Raw genomic sequence first — 17279 nt, forward strand, 5'->3', positions numbered from 1 at the left:
CGACGGCCATGGCCACCAGCGACTACTCGTTCCGGCTCAAGGACAGCCTGCTTGGCGCCCAGATGCTCTTCGTGGCCTTCGGGGCCCTGGTGCTCGTGCCCCTGCTCACGGGCCTGGACCCCAACGTGGCCCTGTTCACCGCCGGTGCGGGCACGCTGCTCTTCCAGGCCATCACCCGGGGCAAGGTGCCGGTGTTCCTGGCCTCGTCCTTCGCCTTCATCGCGCCGATCATCTACGGCGTGCAGACCTGGGGCATCCCGGCGACCATGAGCGGGCTGGCGGCCGCGGGCCTGCTCTACGTGGCCCTGGCCGCGCTCATCAGGCTGCGCGGCGCGGGCATCCTGCACCGCGTGCTGCCGCCCGTGGTCACCGGGCCGGTGATCATGGTCATCGGGCTCATCCTGGCCAAGGTCGCCGTGTTCATGGCCGTGGGCAAAACCGGCGACGGCTCGGCGGACCTCTTCCCGCGCGACGTGGCCCTGATGGTCTCCCTCACGGCCCTGGCGGCGACCATCCTGGCCTCCCTGCTGGGCCGGGGCTTCGTGCGGCTGGTGCCCATCCTGTGCGGCATCGCGGCGGGTTACGCCGTGAGCCTGGCCATGGGCATCGTGCATTTCGACGCCGTGGGCGCCGCCCCGTGGCTGACCATCCCGGCCTTCACCCTGCCCGAGCTGAACTGGGAGGCCATCCTGTTCATCGTGCCCGTGGCCATCGCCCCGGCCATCGAGCACTTCGGCGACGTGCTGGCCATCGGCTCCATCACCGGACGCGACTACGTGAAAGACCCCGGCATCCACCGAACCATGCTCGGCGACGGCCTGGCCACGACCCTGGCCTCCTGCCTGGGCGGCCCGCCGAACACGACCTACTCCGAGGTCACCGGCGCCGTGGCCCTGACCAAGGTCTACAACCCCGCGATCATGACCTGGGCGGCCATCACGGCCATCGCCCTGGCCTTCGTGGGCAAGCTCGGCGCCCTGCTCGGCACCATCCCCTCCCCGGTCATGGGCGGCATCATGATCCTGCTCTTCGGCGCCATCACCGTGGTCGGCATGAACACCCTGGTCCGCGCGGGCGAGGACCTCATGCAGCCGCGCAATCTGGCCATCGTGGCCGTGATCCTGGTCTTCGGCATCGGCGGCATGAGCTTCAACATCGGCGAGGTGACCCTGGCGGGCATCGGCCTGTCGGGCATCGTGGGCGTGGCGCTCAACCTCGCGCTGCCCGCCGGGCGGGCCGCCAAATAGCGCCCCAGGCGCAATGCGACACGGAGCAGCAATGGACTTCTACAAGGGCAAGGCGGTGCTCGTCACCGGCGGCTGCGGTTTCATCGGCTCCAATCTGGCCATCCGGCTGGTGCGCGCCGGGGCCCGGGTGACCATCGTCGATTCCATGTTCGAGGCCTACGGCGGCAACCTGCACAACATCGCCCCCGTGGCCGACGACGTGCGCCTGAACATCTCCGACGTGCGCGATCAGGTCTCCATGCGCTACCTCGTGCGCGGGCAGGAGGTCATCTTCAACCTCGCCGGGCAGGTCAGCCACATCGACTCCATGCTCGACCCGGTGACGGACCTGGAGATCAACGCCAAGGCCCAGCTCGGCGTGCTGGAGGCCTGCCGCCACGTGAACCCGGCCGCCCGCGTGGTGCTGACCAGCACCCGCCAGATATACGGCCGCCCGCGCTACATGCCCGTGGATGAAAACCACCCCCTGGACCCCGTGGACGTGAACGGCATCAACTGCATCGCCGGGGAGTGGTACCACCTGCTCTACCACCGCGTGTACGGCATCCCGGCCACGGTGCTGCGCCTGACCAACACCTACGGCCCGCGCCAGCTTTTGCGCCACAACCGCCAGGGCTTCCTGGGCTGGTTCATCCGCCTCGTGCTCGAAGGCCGCGAAATCCAGATCTTCGGCGACGGCGCCCAGCGCCGGGACATGAACTACGTGGACGACGTGGTGGACGCCATCCTGCTGGCCGGACAGCGCGACGAGGCCGTGGGCGAGGTCTACAATCTGGCGGGCGACGAACCCGTGAGCCTCAAGGACCTGACCGAACGCATGATCCGCATCGCGGGCAGCGGCTCCTACCGGCTGGTGCCCTGGCCCGAGGAGAAGAAGCGCATCGACATCGGCGACTTCTACGGCGACGCGACCAAGATCGGCGCCGCCCTGGGCTGGAAGCCCCGGGTGGGCATCGACCAGGGGCTGGCCGCCACCTTCGGCTACTACCGCGACTGCCTGGACAAATACGTGGATTGAGCGGGCCGCCCCGCGACGGAGAAACCATGCGGACGAGGATTCCCACCCAAGCCCGAGCCCTGACCCTGCTCCTGCTGCTGACCCTGGCGGCGGCCCTGCCCCTGGGGGGCTGCATGTCCACCGGGCGCTTTCTGGGCACGCTGACCGAGGGCTTCGGCTCCGGCGAGGCGCCCGCGCCCATGGGCGGGCTGGCGGGCGAGGAACGCGCGGCCTGGCTCGGCCCCCTGGCGCCCCTGGCGGGCGACTCGGACCTGGAGGAACTGGAACTGGCCTTCGAGGAACTGCCCGGCGGCCTAAGCCGCCGCTGGCTCAATTTCGAGACCCAGGTCCAGTGGGAAATCTCGGCCCAGGGCGTGCCCGAGGCCAAGCAGACCCCCGAGGGCCTGCGGCGGACCCTCGTCGTCAGCGCCGCGCCCGGGGACGCCGCCAAGGGCGCGGCCCCGGCCACGGTCCGCCTCACGGCCCTGGGCCAGGGCGACGGCACGTGGCGCCCCGCCCCGGCCCGGTAAGCCCGCCCGGCGCCCCTGCGGCGTTGACAGCCCCGCGCCGCGCGGCCACACTGGGCGGCCAAAGGAGCGCCACAGTCCCATGTCCCGGACCATATCCCTGATCGATACCCTCGCCGCGCGCGTGGTGCTGGCCGACGGCGCCATGGGCTCGCGGCTGCACGAAAAAGGCGTGGGCGCCGGAGCCTGCTTCGATGCCCTGAACCTGACCCGGCCCGAACTGGTGGCCGAGGTCCACGCCGAATATCTGGCCGCCGGGGCCGAGGTCGTCGAGACCAACACCTTCGGCGCCAACGCCTTCAAGCTGGCGGGTTTCGCCCTGGCGGACAAGGCCCGCGAGATCAACCTGCGCGGCGCGGCCCTGGCCCGGGCCCAGGCGGACGGCTCCTGCGGGATGCTGTCCGGCGGACGGGCTCTGGTGGCCGGGTCCATGGGCCCCCCGGGGCGCATGGAGCAGCGCCCGGGGCCCGAAGCCCTGGCCGAGGCCTACGCGGCCCAGGCCGCGGCCCTGGCCGAGGGCGGAGCAGATCTGCTGCTGCTGGAAACCTTCGCCGACCTGGACACCCTGCTCGCGGCCCTGGCCGCCGCCAAGGCCGCCTGCGCCCTGCCGGTGGTGGCCCAACTGGTGCTCCCGGCCCAGGGCGGGGCCCTGGCCGCCCCGCGCGCGGCGGGGGCCCTGCGCGCCCTGGCCGAAGCCGGGGCCGACGCGGCGGGCTTCAACTGCGGCGCCGGGCCGCACAAGGCCCTGGAACTGCTGCGCGGCCTGGGGCCCCTGCCCGTGCCCCTGACCCTGTTCCCCAACGCGGGCTACCCCGAGCGCGCGGGCGACCGCCTGCTCTACGACAGCTCGCCGGAATACTTCGCCCAGGCCATGCTGGAATGCGCGGCCCACGGCGCGCGGCTGCTGGGCGGCTGCTGCGGCACGGGCCCCGCGCACATCGCCGCCCTGCGCCGCCTGCTGGACGCCAAAGGCGACCCCGCCCGGGCGGGCGGGCCAACTGTCACCCAGACCGGCCCCGCCACCCAGACGGACGCCGAAGCCGCCCCCGGCCTGCCCCAAAGCCGCCTGGGCCAAGCCCTGGGGCGGCGCAAACTGCTGCTGGTGGAGCTCGACCCGCCCCGACACCTGGACACCGCCCCGGCCATGCAGGCCGCCCGCGCCCTGGCCCAGGCCGGGGTGGACGCCATCACCGTGGCCGAGAACCCGCTGGCCGCGCCGCGCCTGTCGGGCGTGGCCCTGGCGGGCATGATCCACCGCGCCACGGGTGTGGAGACGGTGGTCCACCTCACGGGGCGCGACCGCAATCTGGTCGGCATGCAATCCACCCTCATGGGGCTGGCCGCCCAGGGCCTGACCAACGTGCTCGCCGTCACCGGCGACCCGCCGCCCCAGGGCACGGACGACGCCGTGACCGGCGTCTTCGACCTGCGCTCCTTCGAGTTGATTTCCCTGCTGGCGCGCTTCAACCGGGGCGAGAACCACGCCGGGGAGCCCCTGCGGCTGCGGCCCAACTTCACCATCGGCGCGGCCTTCAACCCCAACACGCGCAACCCGGCCCTGCAGGTGCAGCGCGCGCGGCGCAAAATCGAAAACGGCGCGCGCTTCCTGCTGACCCAGCCGGTCTACACCCGCGAGGCCGCCGAGCGCTGCGCCGAGCTGACCGCCGACCTCGGCGTGCCGGTGCTGCTGGGAGTCATGCCCCTGGTCAGCGCGCGCAACGCCGAGTTCCTGCACAACGAATTCCCGGGCATTTCCATCCCCGAGGCCATCCGCGAGCGCATGCGCCGCGCCGGGGACCAGGGCGCCCGCGAAGGCACGGACATCGCCTGGGAGCTGCTGGAACCGGCCTGGAAGCTCTTCGCCGGGGTCTACCTCATCCCGCCCTTCAACCGCCACGCCCTGGCGCTGGAGCTGGCCGCGCGCCTGCGCGCGGCGGGGCTGTGGCAGCCCGGAAACTGACCGCGCGAGCCCCCTCCGCCAACCCGCACAGCACGGCGGGCGGCGCACCATCCCGGCGCGCCGCCCGCAAAAATTTCCTGCGGCAGTCCCGCCGCAGCCCAGCCTACCCGTGGCCGGGCAAAACCACCCTCAGGGTCGTGCCTTCCTCCTGCCCCGTGCTCAGGGCCACGCTGCCGCCCATGGCCCGGGCCATGCTCCGGATGGCGTAGGTGCTGAGGCCCACGCCGCCCTGCGTGCCGAAGGAGGCGTAGCGGTCGAAATACCGCTGGCGCATCTCCTCGGGCACCTCGCCGCCGTTGTGGATTTCCAGGACGCACTGTCCGCCGCCCGCAAGGCGCACCGTGACATCCCCGCCCTCGGGCCCGGTCTCCAGGGCGCAGCGCAGCAGATTGGCTATCACCGCGCGGCACAAAGGCCACGACCCGGCGGCCAGCAGCCTGCGCGCCGGAAGGCCGCCCCGGTCATGGTCCCAGTCCAGGGGCCGCCCGTCCAGTTCCACGCGCAGGCCGATGCTCCTTCTGCCCGCCAGGGCGCGCAACTCGGCCCACACATCGTCCAGCAGGGCCAGCATGTCCACGGGCTCCGGCTGGTGGCGGTAACGCCCGGCCTCGATCATGTCCAGGACCAGGGAATCGTCGATACTGTCCACCAGCCTGCGCGCCGTGTGCATCATGCCGCGCAGCAGCTCCTCGGGCTCCCGGGCCAGGGAGTCCGACGCCAGGATGGCCTCGGCCGCGCTGACGATGCCCGCCAGGGGCGAGCGCAACTCGTGCAGCGCCAGACAGCCCGGCCCGCCCTCCAGCAGGCGGTTGACCTGCACGAGCATGGCCACGCAGGCCTCCTCGTCGGCCCCGGGGTCGCCCTGGCCCGCGCAATGTTTTCGCAGGTTTTCGACAACGCTCCTGAACAGCGAAGGATATCGGGCCACCGCCCGCGACACGCTCTCGGATATCCTGCCGTTCATGGCCAAAAGCAGATCAGGGTCCTCGCCCAGCTCGCAGGCCAGGGCCACGACCTTCTTTTCGGACAGGGAGCCCGGCTCGCCCCGCTCGATCTTGCTCAGATACGAGTGATGGACCCGGATGCGGTCGGCCACCTTGCGAATGGAAAACCGTGCATCCCCCTGCAGCAGCGCCTCACGCCGCGTACGAATGTACTCACCAAATAGCTTTCCCATTACATACCATCAATTCTCATCCTGTTTTATCCCGGTTTTCATGACTATTTTGGCTACGGTACAGTAGCCACAAGAATTCTGACAAGAACAAAGCCCCCCGGAGGTGAGGGAATGGCGCCCGGCGCCATCCTCCCGACGCCGGGCGGACACAGGGCGAACGCCGGTGCGCCCCGGTGCCGGGGGGGGGACTCCCGGTGCATTGCCTGGCACGATGTTTTCATGTACCTTTGAATTTCCTGGATATCGGGAAATCTTTGCCCCGGAGGGGGCGCGGATGCTCTCCAAAGACACCCTCATCGCCTGGCTGGACGCCCACGGCCTGCTGACCGCGGACGTGGAGCTCGACGTGCACGACGGCTTCGCGGCGGCCCGGCGCGCCGTGGCGGCCATGCCCGTGCGGACGAAAAGCCGTGCCCTGCCCTGGCTCCCGCGGCCCGCGGGCCTCTTTTTCGCCGTCTGCCGCCACCTGGACGCCGAGGTCGCCGCCGGGCGCCTGGACACGGGAGAGGCCGTGGTCGCGCTGCATCTCCTGCGCGCTGCGGACAAGGCCCTGCACCAGGAAATCACGCGCCTGGAACGCCGCCTGCGGGGCGGGCGGCCCCTGCCGCCCTCCGCGCCCCTCACGGCCCGGGACTACCTGGGAAGCACGGCGGAAACCTTCACCACGCTGGTGGCCGGATAATCCGGCCGCCCCCGGCTGTCCCCGCCCCGGGCCTCACAGGGCCAGGCGGGGCTCCGGGCGAAAAAGACAAGACCGCCCGCCGCGCGCCTGCGCGACGGGCGGCCCCGAGTGGCTGGGTGACGGGCTATTCAACCTTCCCCGGCTCGAACCCGATGGCGGCCACGGCCTTCTTCAGGGCCTCGGGGTCCGGACTGCCTTCCACGGCGGCGCTGGCCTTCTCCAGGCTCACGTCCACCCCGGTCACTCCCGGCACCTTGCGCAGGGCCTCGGTGACGCTGCCCACGCAATGCTTGCAGGACATGCCCCGCACTTCGAGCTTGATCATGACGTTCCTCCTTGGGCGGCGATCCAGCCCTGGGCCTGGGCCAGATCGAGGGTTCCGGCGTAGATGGCCCGCCCGGTGATGGCCCCCTCCAGGCCTTTGGCCGTCAGGGGGTACAAGGCCTTGATGTCGTCCAGGGTATGCACGCCCCCGGCGGCGACGACCGGCAGCCCCGCCGCCACGCACAGCCGCTCCAGGGCGGCGACGTTGACCCCGGTCTGCATGCCGTCGCGGCTGATGTCGGTGTAGATGAGAAACGCGGCGCCCTGTCCGCGCAGGCGCGGCAGCACGTCGAAGACCTCCTGCCCGGCGTCCTGCACCCAGCCCTTGGTCTTCAGCCGCCCGTCCACCGCGTCCAGGGACACACCGATCCGCCCCGGCAGGGCCGCGCACAGCTCGCCGAACAGTTCCGGATTTTCCAGGGCCATGGTGCCGATGATCAGCCGTGTGACCCCCGCGCGAATGTAGGCCTTCGCGGTGTCCAGGTCGCGGATGCCGCCGCCCAGTTGCACGGGGATGTCCAGTTCGTCGCAGATGGTGCGGATCAGCTCGAAATTGCGCGGCTGTCCCGAAAAGGCGCCGTCCAGGTCCACCACGTGCAGGTAGCGCGCGCCCTGGGCGGCCCAGTGCCGGGCCATGGCCGCCGGGTCGTCGCCGAACACGGTGACCTGATCGGCAAGGCCCTGCCTGAGGCGCACGCACTGGCCGTCCTTGATGTCCACGGCGGGAAAAACGATCACAATCCAAGCTCCTTGATTCCGGCGGCCACGCCCTCGCGGGCCAGTTCCCCGGCGCCGACCCACTTGCCCCCGCGCTCGAAAAACTTTCCGGCCTTGAGGAAGTTCTCGGTCAGGGACTGCTGGGTCTCCTCGAACTTGTAGCGCGTCGCGAAGGTCTCGCCGCGCACGTCCAGCAGATGCAGCCACAGGGTCACCGAGGCGGGCCGACGCACGGAAACGTCGCTGCCCTCGCGCTCGCGCCAGGAGGTGATCTGCGGGATGAGCAGCCAGTCCACGTCCAGGCAGCGGCCCACGGCCAGCCAATGCTCGAAGGCGCGGCTGGAGCCGGACTCCTCGGCCAGCACCGTCTCCGCGCACTGCTGCACGGCCTGGGGCCCCAGGGCGGGTTGATGCTTCAACGCCTGGAGCAGCGCCGCGTCCAGGGCGTCCAGGTCCTGGAGGGGCACGACGGGCAGGCCGTTTTCCAGGTAGCCGCCCAGCACATCGCTCGACGAGGACGGTAACTGGAATCCGGCCACGGCCAGCGAGCCCGAGGGGCCTTCCACGGCGGCGGCCGGAGCGCGGCGGCACCCGGCGCCCAGGGAGCTCACGGCCAGGGCGGCCAGCGCGGCCAGGGCCAACAGGAGAAAACGGGTACGGCGTTGCATCAGTCCAGACTCCCCTTGGTGCTCGGCACCCCGTCGCGGGTCCGCGCCGCCGCCTGCCCCAGGGCGAGGCCGAAGCCCTTGAAGGCCGATTCGAGCAGGTGGTGGCCGTTGCGGCCATAGAGAAAATTGATGTGCAGGTTCAGCCCGGCGCGCTGCGCCACGGACTTGAAGAACTCGCGCCACACGTCCTTTTCGTCCCCGGCGACGACGGCGGGCACGGGCCCGTCCTCATAGACGAGATAGGGCCGCCCCGAAATGTCCACGACCACCTCGGTCAGGGCTTCGTCCATGGGCACCCGGGCCAGGCCGATGCGCGCGATACCGCTCTTGTCGCCCAGGGCGTCGGCCAGGGCCTGGCCCAGGCACAGGCCCACGTCCTCCAGGCTGTGGTGGGCGTCCACTTCCAGGTCGCCCCGGCAGGTCAGGGTCAGGTCCAGCCGGGCCCAGAAGGCGAACAGGGTCAGCATGTGGTCGGCAAAGCCCACCCCGGTGGCCACCTCGGCCTTGCCGGTGCCGTCCAGGTTCAGGGCGACCTCGACGCTGGTTTCCTTGGTGGCCCGGTCGTAGCGGGCGGTGCGGGTGCTCATGGCGGTCTCCGTGGTCGATGGCGGGGCCACGGCGGGCAAGGTGCCCGCCAGGATTGATAATGCTCCAAATCCCGGGTGGCGTCAAAGGCCGCACCCCGGCGCGCGGGCGCGGCTCAGGCGGCGGCCTCCTCCTCTTCCGCGGCGGGGGCCGTTTTCTTGCCGAAGAAATGCGCCAGCCAGATGCCGATCTCGTAAAGCAGGACCAGCGGGATGGCCATGAGGCACTGGGAGGCCGGGTCGGGCGGCGTGAGCAGCGCGCCGACGATGAATGCGCCCAGCACGGCGTACTTGCGGCTGCGGCGCAGCCCCGCGGACGACACCACGCCCAGGCGGGCCAGGAAGAAGATGACCAGGGGCAGTTCGAAGGCGATGCCGAAGGCGAACAGCAGCTTGAGGCCCATGGCCAGCGACTCCTTCACCGAAGGCAGCATGACCATGAACTCATTGTCGAAGCTGGAGAAGAACTCATAGGCCAGGGGAGTGACCTTGTAGTAGCTGAATAGCGCTCCGCCGACGAAAAGCATGGCTGAAGCCATGGCCAGGGGCGCAATGTAGCGTTTTTCCTCCTTGTACAGCCCCGGGGCGATAAAGGCCCACATCTGATAGAAGGAATACGGGCTGGTCAGAAATATCCCCGCCACGGCAGCCAGCTTGATGTAGGTGATAAACCCCTCGGCCGGGCTGGTATAGATCAGGTGACCTCCGGAGACGAAGGGCATCAACGGATCGATGATGAAGCGATAGAGATGTTCGGCGAAGGCATAGGAGACGCAGGCCCCGAGGACCACGGCAATGGCCGCCCGGGTCAGGCGGATGCGCAGTTCCTCCAGGTGGCCCAGCAGGCCCATTTCCTGAAGCTCCTCCCCGTCCCCGTCGTCCTTGGCGCCGGGGGCGGCCTCGGATGCGCCGCCTGACTCCGCCCCGGAGGCGGCCTCGGCGGCTGTCTCGGGGCGCGGGGCAATGTCCGCTTCGGGGGCGGAGGTCTCGGAGTCGCCTGCCGCGCCGGTGCCGCCAGCGCCACCGGCATCGCCGTCGGCATCGGCCCCGTCCGCCGCGTCGGCGGACGGGGTGTCCGCGGCGCCTCCGGCGGGCGCGGGGGCATCGTCCCCGGCAACGGGCTCCGGCGCGGGGGTGGCCTGGACGGCGGAATCCTCCCCGGACGCTCCGGGAGCCTCAGGGGTTTCGGGCGCCTCGGGGGCGGTCGGGTCCAGTTCTTCGGGCTTGCGATCCTCGGTCATGGGGCCTCGCGCTGCAATCAGGCGCCCTTGGCGGGCTCTTTGGGGGTCTGGTCGGCCTCGGCAACGGGCGTGGCCGTGGCGGCGGCGTCAACCGTGGCGGCAGGCTCGGCCTTGGCCGGGGCGGCCTTGGGCGCGGCGTCCTCGGGCAACAACTCGCTCTTGGCGCGCGCCACGCGCTCCTGGCGCTCGGCGCGGTCGACCTCGGCGTTGATGGTCCGCTGCACGTCGCTGGTCACGCGCTTGAACTCGCCGAAGGTCTTGCCCAGGGTGCGCGCCACCTGGGGCAGCTTCTTGGGGCCGACCACAAGCAGCGCCACCACGATGATGAGCAGAATTTCCATGGAACCGATGGAACCGAACATGGCTCTCCCTTCGCGTAACAGGTGCTCGGGCCGTCCGGGGCCGGGCAGGGCCGCCCGGGGGCGCCGGGGCGCCCCCGGCCCGCCCTACTCCCACTCGATGGTGCCGGGAGGCTTCGAGGAGATGTCGAAGACCACGCGGTTCACGCCCTTGACCTCGTTGATGATCCGGTTGGACATCCGGGCCAGGATCTCCGAGGGCAACCGCGTCCAGTCGGCGGTCATGGCGTCCACGCTGTCGACCACGCGCAGGGCGACCACGTGTTCATACGTCCGGCCATCCCCCATAACCCCAACGGTTTTAAGAGGCAAGAGCACGGCGAAACCCTGCCAGACCTTGCGGTACCAATCCGTGGCGCGCAACTCGCTCTGCACGATGCGGTCGGCGCGGCGCAGGATGTCCAGCCGCTCGCGGGTGATTTCGCCCACGATGCGGATGGCCAGCCCCGGCCCGGGGAAGGGGTGGCGCCAGATGATGGAATCGGGCAGACCCAGCTCCACCGCCACGCGGCGCACCTCGTCCTTGAACAGCTCGCGCAGCGGTTCCACCAGGGACAGGTTCATGCGCTCGGGCAGTCCGCCCACGTTGTGGTGGCTCTTGATGACCGCGCTGGGGCCGCCCTTGAAGGAGATGGATTCGATCACGTCCGGGTACAGGGTACCCTGGGCCAGGAACTTCACGTTGGGGATTTTGGCCGCCTCGCGGTCGAAAATCTCGATGAAGGTGTGGCCGATGATCTTGCGCTTGCGCTCGGGGTCCTGAACGCCTTCGAGCTTGTCCAGAAACTCGTCCTGCGCCTGGACCCAGACCAGGTTCAGGTCGAAATGCTCCTTCAGGTAGCCCACGACCTCCTCGCCCTCGTTCATGCGCAGCAGGCCGTTGTCCACGAAGATGCAGGTCAGGCGCTTGCCGATGGCCTTGTGCAGCAACAGGGCGACCACGGTGGAGTCGATGCCGCCGGACAGGCCGCAGACCACGTGCTCGTCCGCGCCGATGCGCTCGCGCAGTTCGGCGACGTTGGACTCCACGAAGGAGCTCATGGTCCAGCCTGGGGTCAGCCCCGCGACCTTGAACAGGAAGTTGGCCAGGATCAGGCTGCCGTCGTCGGTGTGCGCCACCTCGGGGTGGAATTGCAGGCAATAGATGCGCCGGGCGGGGTCGGCCATGGCCGCCACGGGCACGTTGCCCGTGCTGGCCAGCACCGAAAAGCCCGGGGGCACGGCCTCCACGTGGTCGCCGTGGGACATCCACACATGATGCACGCCCTTCTCGGCCAGGCCGTCCCACAGGGGGCAGGCGCCGTAGGAGGCGATGGACAGTTCGGCGCGGCCGTACTCGCGGTCCTGGCTGGCGGTGATGCGCCCGCCCAACTCGTGGGCCAGAAGCTGCATGCCGTAGCAGATGCCCAGAACGGGCAGGCCCATCTCCAGGACGCCCTGCTGGAGCTGGGGCGACTCCGCGCCGGTGACGCTGGCGGGGCCGCCGGAGAGGATGATGGCCTGGGGCTTGCGCGAGGCGATCTCCTCGATGGACGCCTCGCAGGTCAGGATTTCGGAGTATACCCCGGCCTCGCGCACGCGGCGGGCGATGAGCTGGGTGTACTGGGACCCGTAGTCGAGGATGACGACCTTGTCGGGGTGCTGCATGACTGGCTCCGCTGGCTGCGGGTTAATAGGAGTCCACCCGGTAGTTGGGCGCTTCCTTGGTGATGATCACGTCGTGCACGTGGCTTTCGCGCAGCCCGGCGGTGGAGATGCGCGTGAAGCGGGTCTTGACGCCCAGCTCGGCGATGGTGCCGCAGCCGGTGTAGCCCATGCCCGAGCGCAGGCCGCCCAGGAGCTGGTAGATGGTGTCCGTGACGGGGCCCTTGTAGGGCACGCGGCCCACGATGCCCTCGGGCACCAGCTTCTTGGACTCGCTGGAGAGCTTGCGCGGCGCGCAGTCCATTTCGCGGCGGTCCTCGGCGGCCTGCTTCTCCTGGAAGTAGCGGTCCGAGCTGCCCTCGCGCATGGCGTCGATGGAACCCATGCCGCGGTAGATCTTGTAGGTCCGGCCCTGGTAGAGGATGGTCTCGCCCGGGCTCTCGTCGGTGCCCGCGAGCATGGAGCCCATCATCACCGTGTTCGCCCCGCAGGACAGGGCCTTGACGATGTCGCCGGAGAACTTGATGCCGCCGTCGGCGATGAGGCAGCGGTCGGCCTCGGCACAGGCCCGGCGGGCCTCCATGATGGCCGTGATCTGCGGCACGCCCACGCCCGCCACCACGCGGGTGGTGCAGATGGAGCCCGGCCCGATGCCGACCTTCACGGCGTCGGCCCCGGCCTCGATGAGCGCCTTGGCGCCCTCGTAGGTCGCCACGTTGCCCGCCACGAGCTGGCAGTTCGGGAAGGCGGCCTTCACCGCCGCCACCGAGCGCAGGATGTTGGCCGAATGGCCGTGGGCCGAGTCGAGCACCAGGAAATCCGCCCCGGCGGACAGCAGGGCCTCGGCCCGGGCGTCGCGGTCGCCGCCCACGCCGATGGCCGCGCCCACGCGCAGCCGCCCCAGGTCGTCCTTGCAGGCCAGGGGATATTTCCTGATCTTCTCGATGTCCTTGATGGTGATGAGCCCCTTGAGGGTGTTGTTCTCGTCCACCACCAGCAGCTTTTCGATGCGGTTCTCGTGCAGGTGGGCCTTGGCCTGCTCCAGGGTCGTGCCCTGGGGCACGGTGACCAGATGCTCGTGGGTCATCACGTCGCGCACCAGGATGTCCGGGTCGGACACGAAGCGCACGTCGCGGTTGGTCAGGATGCCCACCAGCCGCCCCTGCTTGACCACGGGCAGGCCGGAAATCTTGTACTCGCCCATGACGCGCAGGGCCTGGCCCACGGTGATGTCCGGCGGGATGGTCACCGGGTCGATGATCATGCCGCTTTCGGACTTCTTGACCTTTTCCACTTCCAGGCGCTGGCGCTCGATGGGCAGGTTCTTGTGCACGACGCCCGCCCCGCCCTGGCGGGCCATGGCGATGGCCATTTCGGACTCGGTGACCGTATCCATGGCCGCGCTGATGAGCGGCATGTTCAGCTTGAGCGCCGGGGTCAGCCAGGTGCTCACGTCCACCTCGTCGGGCAGCACCTCCGAATAGGCCGGCAGCAGCAGCACGTCGTCGAAGGTCAGTCCGTCATGCGCTATCTTGTCCATGGGCGTCTTCTCCATCCGGCGCGGGGCCGGGCTTTCTGGTTCCGGGCGGGCTAGTCCTCGCCGAGGTACGCCTTGCGCACCTTGGGGTCGTGCAGCAGCGACTGGGAGGTGCCCTCCATGATGACCTCGCCGGTGGCGAGGACGTATCCCCTGTGCGCGATGGTCAACGCCATCTGCGCGTTCTGCTCCACCAGGAGCACGGTGGTCCCGGTGTCGTTGATCTTCTGGATCACGCGGAAGATGTTCTCCACCACGATGGGCGCCAGGCCCAGGGACGGCTCGTCGAGCAGCAGCAGCCGGGGCCGGGCCATGAGCGCGCGGCCGATGGCCAGCATCTGCTGCTCGCCGCCCGACAGGGTGCCCCCGGCCTGCTTGTGGCGCTCGCGCAGGATGGGGAACAGGTCGAAGATCATGGCCTCGTCGCGGCGCATTCCGTCCTTGTCGCGCCGCAGGTAGCCGCCCATGCGCAGGTTTTCGCGCACGGTCAGCCCCGGGAAGATCATCCGCCCCTCGGGCACCTGGGTCAAGCCCATGGCCACGATGCGCTCCGAGGGCAGGCGCGTGATGTCCTGCCCCAGGAACTCGATGCGCCCCTCGCGCGGGCGGGTCACGCCGCTCACGCTCATGAGCGTGGTCGACTTGCCCGCGCCGTTGGCGCCGATGAGCGTCACGATCTCGCCCTCGGCGATGGTCAGGCTCACGCCCTTCAGCGCGTGGATGCTGCCGTAATAGGTATGGATGGCTTCGACCTTAAGCATGGGCGGCACCTCGTCCCAGATAGGCTTCGATGACCCGCTCGTCGCCCCGGATCTCCTCGGGGGTGCCGTCGGCGATCTTCATGCCGTGGTCGAGGACCACCAGCCGGTTGCAGATCCTCATGACCAGTTTCATGTCGTGTTCGATGAGCACCACGGTGACGCCCTCGGCCAGGATGTTGTGGATCAGGTCCACGAGCATGCGCGTTTCCTGGGGGTTCATGCCCGCCGCGGGCTCGTCGAGCATGATCAGCCGCGGCCCGGTGGCCAGGGCGCGGGCGATCTCCAGGCGGCGCTGGTTGCCGTAGGACAGGGCGCTGGCCTGGGCCAGGGCCTGGGCCCCCAGGCCCACGAAGTCCAGCCAGCGCATGGAGCGCTCGATGATCGCGGCCTCCTCCTGGCGCTGGGCCCGGCTGCGCAGCACGGCGCCGAAGAAGTTGGCCCGGCTGCGGCAGTGGCAGCCGATGCGCACGTTGTCCAGCACCGTCAGCTCCGAAAACAGGCGGATGTTCTGGAAGGTCCGCGCGATGCCCAGGGCCGTGACCCGCTCGGGTTTGAAGCCGTTGGTCACCGTGGGCGCGCCCTCCTCGGCCGCGAAGACGACCTTGCCCTCGGTGGGCGCGTAGACCCCGGCGATACAGTTGAACATGGTCGTCTTGCCTGCGCCGTTGGGGCCGATGAGCCCCATGATCTCGCCCCGGCGGACCTCGAACTCCACGTCGTTCAACGCCAGCAGGCCGCCGAAGCGTTTGGTCACGCCGTCGATCTTAAGAATGGGATTCACGGCGGCCTCCGTAGGTCTTTTCGATGCGCGCGGCCAGGGCCACCAGCAGCGGGTTGGTCCTGGCCGTGGCCGCGATGGCCGGGAAGAACCCGGCGGGCTTGAAGCGCATGATGAGGACCATGATCAACCCGTAGAACAGGAAGCGCACCTCGGGCGGCAGGCCGAGCACGAAGAGCACCTCGCGCAGCACCTCGCCCAGGCAGACCATGATCACCGCGCCGATGAGCGCGCCGTGAATGTTGCCCAGCCCGCCGAGCACCACCATGCACAGGACCAGGAACGACTCCCAGAACTTGAACATGTCCGGCGAGAGGAAAAGCTGCCAGCGGGCGAAAAAGGAGCCGCCCACGGCGCCGATGCCCGCCGAGATGGCAAAGGCGATGACCTTGTAGGTCAGGATGTCCACCCCGCAGCTCGCGGCGGCCAGCGGGTCCTCGCGGATGGCGAACCAGGCCCGGCCCAGGCGCGAATCCTCCACCCGGCGCAGGACGAAATAGACCAGCAGCACCATGCACGCCGCGAGGTAGAAATAGGGCACCTCGCCGAAGAACTCCCAGAACCAGTCGGGATTCAGGAACTCCAGGTTCACGTTCACCGGGTCGATGCCCGGCAGGCCCAGGGGCCCGCGCGTGAGCCAGATTTCGTTGGTCAAAAACAGCACCACCAGCTCCGAGAAGCCGAAGGTGACGATGGCGAAGTAGTCGCCGGTCAGCCGCAGGGTCGGCGCGCCGAGCAGAACGCCCCACAGCGCGCCGTTCAGCGCCGCCAGGGGCACGATGAGCCAGAAGCTCATGCCGTAGTGCACCGTGAGCAGGCCCGCCGTGTAGGCCCCGATGCCGTAGAAGCCCACGAAGCCGAGGTCCAGCAGGCCGCAGAAGCCGGGCACGATGTTCAGGCCCATGGCCAGAACCATGTAGATCATGACCAGGATCATGACGTGCAGCAGGTACTCGTTGGCGAAGGGCAGCAGCGGGTAGACCAGCAGGCCCAGGGCCAGGACGATGAGGAGCGGTTTGATCTTGCCCATGTCCGTTCTCCTAGGCCTTGTCGATGACGGCCTTGCCCAGCAGGCCCGAGGGGCGGAAAATGATCACCGCGATCATCACGGCATAGGCCACGCCGTCGCGGTACAGCGACGAGACGTAGCCCGCGCCCAGCGCCTCGGCCACGCCCAGCACGATGCCCCCGAGCATGGCCCCGGGCACCGAGCCGATGCCGCCCAGCACAGCCGCGGCGAAGGCCTTGACCCCCGCCACGTAGCCCATGGTCGGGTACAGCGAGTTGTAATAGACCGACACCAGGATGCCCGCCACCGCGCCCATGGCCGAGCCCAGGGCGAAGGTGCAGGCGATGACGAAGTTGACGTTGATGCCCATGAGCGCGGCGGCGGTCTTGTTCTGCGCCAGGGCGCGCATGGCCGTGCCGATACGCGTGCGGGTGATGATGAGCATCAGCCCGAGCATCATCGTCGTGGTCACGCCGAAGATGAAGAGCTGCAACCAGGTCAGGTACACCCCGGCGAAGGTCAGGGCCGTCTCGTTCAGGTACGCGGGCACCGCGCTCTGCACGAAGGGCAGCGGGCGGCTGCCCCAGATGACCATGGCCAGGTTCTGCAGGAAAATGGACATGCCGATGGCCGTGATCAGCGCCGCCAGACGCGGGGCCTTGCGCAGGGGCTTGTAGGCCACCAGGTCCAGGAACATGCCGATCAGCGCGCAGCAGCCCATGGCCGCCACGATGGCCAGATAGAAGGGCATGCCCACGGCGGTGATGAACGTCACGCACAAAAAGGCGCCGAGCATGTAGACTTCGCCGTGGGCGAAGTTGATCAGTTCGATGACGCCGTAGACCATGGTGTAGCCCACGGCGATGAGCGCATAGATCACACCCAGCGTCAGGCCGTTGACCAGTTGCGGGAGAAGCTGTTCAAGCAAGGGTCACTCCCCGGTGTCGCCAGGGGCCGCAGGGTCGGGAGGAGCGGCGCCCCGGGAGGCGGATGCGGGTTGCAGAATGAAAATGAAGAAACAGGCTGGAACCGGGCCCAGCCTGTTTCATGCTCACTTCCTGAATGGT

Annotated in this window: 18 protein-coding genes; 5 read left to right on the forward strand and 13 right to left on the reverse strand. The window is 69.4% G+C overall.

Annotated features, from left to right (window positions below; genetic code table 11):
• Nucleotides 1-8: 8 nt before the first annotated feature.
• The 4 genes from ACZ5KV_RS03080 to ACZ5KV_RS03095 all read left to right on the forward strand — a co-directional run bounded on the left by ACZ5KV_RS03080 (nucleotide 9) and on the right by ACZ5KV_RS03095 (nucleotide 4731).
• Nucleotides 9-1247 (forward strand): uracil-xanthine permease family protein, encoded by a 1239-nt coding sequence (locus ACZ5KV_RS03080; protein WP_464240875.1) that lies wholly within the window; start codon nucleotides 9-11, stop codon nucleotides 1245-1247.
• Between the two features lie 31 nt (nucleotides 1248-1278).
• Nucleotides 1279-2265, forward strand: coding sequence for an NAD-dependent epimerase/dehydratase family protein (locus tag ACZ5KV_RS03085; RefSeq protein ID WP_464240876.1), 987 nt, complete (start codon nucleotides 1279-1281; stop codon nucleotides 2263-2265).
• Nucleotides 2266-2291: 26 nt separating this feature from the next.
• Nucleotides 2292-2774, forward strand: coding sequence for a hypothetical protein (locus ACZ5KV_RS03090; RefSeq protein WP_464240877.1), 483 nt, complete (start codon nucleotides 2292-2294; stop codon nucleotides 2772-2774).
• A gap of 79 nt (nucleotides 2775-2853) precedes the next feature.
• Nucleotides 2854-4731, forward strand: coding sequence for a bifunctional homocysteine S-methyltransferase/methylenetetrahydrofolate reductase (locus ACZ5KV_RS03095; RefSeq protein ID WP_464240878.1), 1878 nt, complete (start codon nucleotides 2854-2856; stop codon nucleotides 4729-4731).
• Between the two features lie 103 nt (nucleotides 4732-4834).
• On the opposite strand, the gene ACZ5KV_RS03100 is transcribed toward ACZ5KV_RS03095, so the two are convergent.
• Nucleotides 4835-5908, reverse strand: a complete 1074-nt coding sequence (locus ACZ5KV_RS03100; protein ID WP_464240879.1) for an ATP-binding protein — start codon at nucleotides 5906-5908, stop codon at nucleotides 4835-4837.
• Between the two features lie 274 nt (nucleotides 5909-6182).
• Here ACZ5KV_RS03100 and ACZ5KV_RS03105 point away from each other — a divergent pair, with 274 nt between their 5' ends.
• On the forward strand, nucleotides 6183-6590 hold the full coding sequence (locus ACZ5KV_RS03105; RefSeq protein WP_464240880.1) for a hypothetical protein: 408 nt from the start codon (nucleotides 6183-6185) through the stop codon (nucleotides 6588-6590).
• 124 nt (nucleotides 6591-6714) lie between these two features.
• Here the strand turns inward: ACZ5KV_RS03105 and ACZ5KV_RS03110 are convergent, their stop codons facing one another.
• From ACZ5KV_RS03110 to ACZ5KV_RS03165, 12 genes are all read right to left on the reverse strand, one after another.
• Nucleotides 6715-6915: a heavy-metal-associated domain-containing protein gene (locus ACZ5KV_RS03110; protein ID WP_464240881.1), complete on the reverse strand. Its 201-nt coding sequence runs from the start codon at nucleotides 6913-6915 to the stop codon at nucleotides 6715-6717.
• Nucleotides 6912-7652: a 1-(5-phosphoribosyl)-5-[(5-phosphoribosylamino)methylideneamino]imidazole-4-carboxamide isomerase gene (gene hisA, locus ACZ5KV_RS03115; RefSeq protein ID WP_464240882.1), complete on the reverse strand. Its 741-nt coding sequence runs from the start codon at nucleotides 7650-7652 to the stop codon at nucleotides 6912-6914. Before hisA ends, ACZ5KV_RS03110 begins: the two co-directional genes overlap by 4 nt.
• Nucleotides 7649-8299, reverse strand: a complete 651-nt coding sequence (locus ACZ5KV_RS03120; protein WP_464240883.1) for a hypothetical protein — start codon at nucleotides 8297-8299, stop codon at nucleotides 7649-7651. Before ACZ5KV_RS03120 ends, hisA begins: the two co-directional genes overlap by 4 nt.
• Nucleotides 8299-8886 (reverse strand): imidazoleglycerol-phosphate dehydratase HisB, encoded by a 588-nt coding sequence (hisB, locus tag ACZ5KV_RS03125; protein WP_464240884.1) that lies wholly within the window; start codon nucleotides 8884-8886, stop codon nucleotides 8299-8301. Before hisB ends, ACZ5KV_RS03120 begins: the two co-directional genes overlap by 1 nt.
• A 113-nt stretch (nucleotides 8887-8999) precedes the next feature.
• Nucleotides 9000-10124: a twin-arginine translocase subunit TatC gene (gene tatC, locus ACZ5KV_RS03130; RefSeq protein ID WP_464240885.1), complete on the reverse strand. Its 1125-nt coding sequence runs from the start codon at nucleotides 10122-10124 to the stop codon at nucleotides 9000-9002.
• A 17-nt stretch (nucleotides 10125-10141) separates the two neighbouring features.
• Entirely contained in the window at nucleotides 10142-10486 is a 345-nt protein-coding gene (tatB, locus tag ACZ5KV_RS03135) for a Sec-independent protein translocase protein TatB (RefSeq protein ID WP_464240886.1), read from the reverse strand.
• Between the two features lie 84 nt (nucleotides 10487-10570).
• Nucleotides 10571-12130: a glutamine-hydrolyzing GMP synthase gene (gene guaA, locus ACZ5KV_RS03140; RefSeq protein WP_464240887.1), complete on the reverse strand. Its 1560-nt coding sequence runs from the start codon at nucleotides 12128-12130 to the stop codon at nucleotides 10571-10573.
• A 22-nt stretch (nucleotides 12131-12152) separates the two neighbouring features.
• Entirely contained in the window at nucleotides 12153-13667 is a 1515-nt protein-coding gene (gene guaB / locus ACZ5KV_RS03145; protein ID WP_464240888.1) for an IMP dehydrogenase, read from the reverse strand.
• A gap of 50 nt (nucleotides 13668-13717) precedes the next feature.
• Nucleotides 13718-14425 carry an ABC transporter ATP-binding protein gene (locus ACZ5KV_RS03150; RefSeq protein WP_464240889.1) on the reverse strand — a complete coding sequence of 236 codons (708 nt, stop codon included), beginning with the start codon at nucleotides 14423-14425 and terminating at the stop codon, nucleotides 13718-13720.
• Entirely contained in the window at nucleotides 14418-15206 is a 789-nt protein-coding gene (locus ACZ5KV_RS03155; protein ID WP_464240890.1) for an ABC transporter ATP-binding protein, read from the reverse strand. The genes ACZ5KV_RS03150 and ACZ5KV_RS03155 overlap by 8 nt, the downstream gene beginning before the upstream one ends.
• A complete protein-coding gene (locus ACZ5KV_RS03160) occupies nucleotides 15190-16233 on the reverse strand; it encodes a branched-chain amino acid ABC transporter permease (protein WP_464240891.1) in 1044 nt (347 codons plus the stop codon). The genes ACZ5KV_RS03155 and ACZ5KV_RS03160 overlap by 17 nt, the downstream gene beginning before the upstream one ends.
• 10 nt (nucleotides 16234-16243) lie before the next feature.
• Nucleotides 16244-17140 (reverse strand): branched-chain amino acid ABC transporter permease, encoded by an 897-nt coding sequence (locus ACZ5KV_RS03165; protein WP_464240892.1) that lies wholly within the window; start codon nucleotides 17138-17140, stop codon nucleotides 16244-16246.
• Nucleotides 17141-17279: the final 139 nt, after the last annotated feature.

It is taken from the genome of Desulfocurvus thunnarius, from assembly GCF_055390965.1.

Excerpts from the sequence above, each read along its gene's own strand:
- guaA (WP_464240887.1), bottom strand. The coding sequence starts at position 12,130 with ATGCAGCACCCCGACAAGGTCGTCATCCTCGACTACGGGTCCCAGTAC.
- ACZ5KV_RS03160 (WP_464240891.1), bottom strand. The coding sequence starts at position 16,233 with ATGGGCAAGATCAAACCGCTCCTCATCGTCCTGGCCCTGGGCCTGCTG.
- ACZ5KV_RS03080 (WP_464240875.1), top strand. The coding sequence starts at position 9 with ATGGCCACCAGCGACTACTCGTTCCGGCTCAAGGACAGCCTGCTTGGC.
- ACZ5KV_RS03150 (WP_464240889.1), bottom strand. The coding sequence starts at position 14,425 with ATGCTTAAGGTCGAAGCCATCCATACCTATTACGGCAGCATCCACGCG.
- ACZ5KV_RS03090 (WP_464240877.1), top strand. The coding sequence starts at position 2,292 with ATGCGGACGAGGATTCCCACCCAAGCCCGAGCCCTGACCCTGCTCCTG.
- hisB (WP_464240884.1), bottom strand. The coding sequence starts at position 8,886 with ATGAGCACCCGCACCGCCCGCTACGACCGGGCCACCAAGGAAACCAGC.
- ACZ5KV_RS03100 (WP_464240879.1), bottom strand. The coding sequence starts at position 5,908 with ATGGGAAAGCTATTTGGTGAGTACATTCGTACGCGGCGTGAGGCGCTG.
- tatB (WP_464240886.1), bottom strand. The coding sequence starts at position 10,486 with ATGTTCGGTTCCATCGGTTCCATGGAAATTCTGCTCATCATCGTGGTG.
- ACZ5KV_RS03105 (WP_464240880.1), top strand. The coding sequence starts at position 6,183 with ATGCTCTCCAAAGACACCCTCATCGCCTGGCTGGACGCCCACGGCCTG.
- ACZ5KV_RS03095 (WP_464240878.1), top strand. The coding sequence starts at position 2,854 with ATGTCCCGGACCATATCCCTGATCGATACCCTCGCCGCGCGCGTGGTG.
- guaB (WP_464240888.1), bottom strand. The coding sequence starts at position 13,667 with ATGGACAAGATAGCGCATGACGGACTGACCTTCGACGACGTGCTGCTG.
- ACZ5KV_RS03085 (WP_464240876.1), top strand. The coding sequence starts at position 1,279 with ATGGACTTCTACAAGGGCAAGGCGGTGCTCGTCACCGGCGGCTGCGGT.
- ACZ5KV_RS03120 (WP_464240883.1), bottom strand. The coding sequence starts at position 8,299 with ATGCAACGCCGTACCCGTTTTCTCCTGTTGGCCCTGGCCGCGCTGGCC.
- ACZ5KV_RS03110 (WP_464240881.1), bottom strand. The coding sequence starts at position 6,915 with ATGATCAAGCTCGAAGTGCGGGGCATGTCCTGCAAGCATTGCGTGGGC.
- tatC (WP_464240885.1), bottom strand. The coding sequence starts at position 10,124 with ATGACCGAGGATCGCAAGCCCGAAGAACTGGACCCGACCGCCCCCGAG.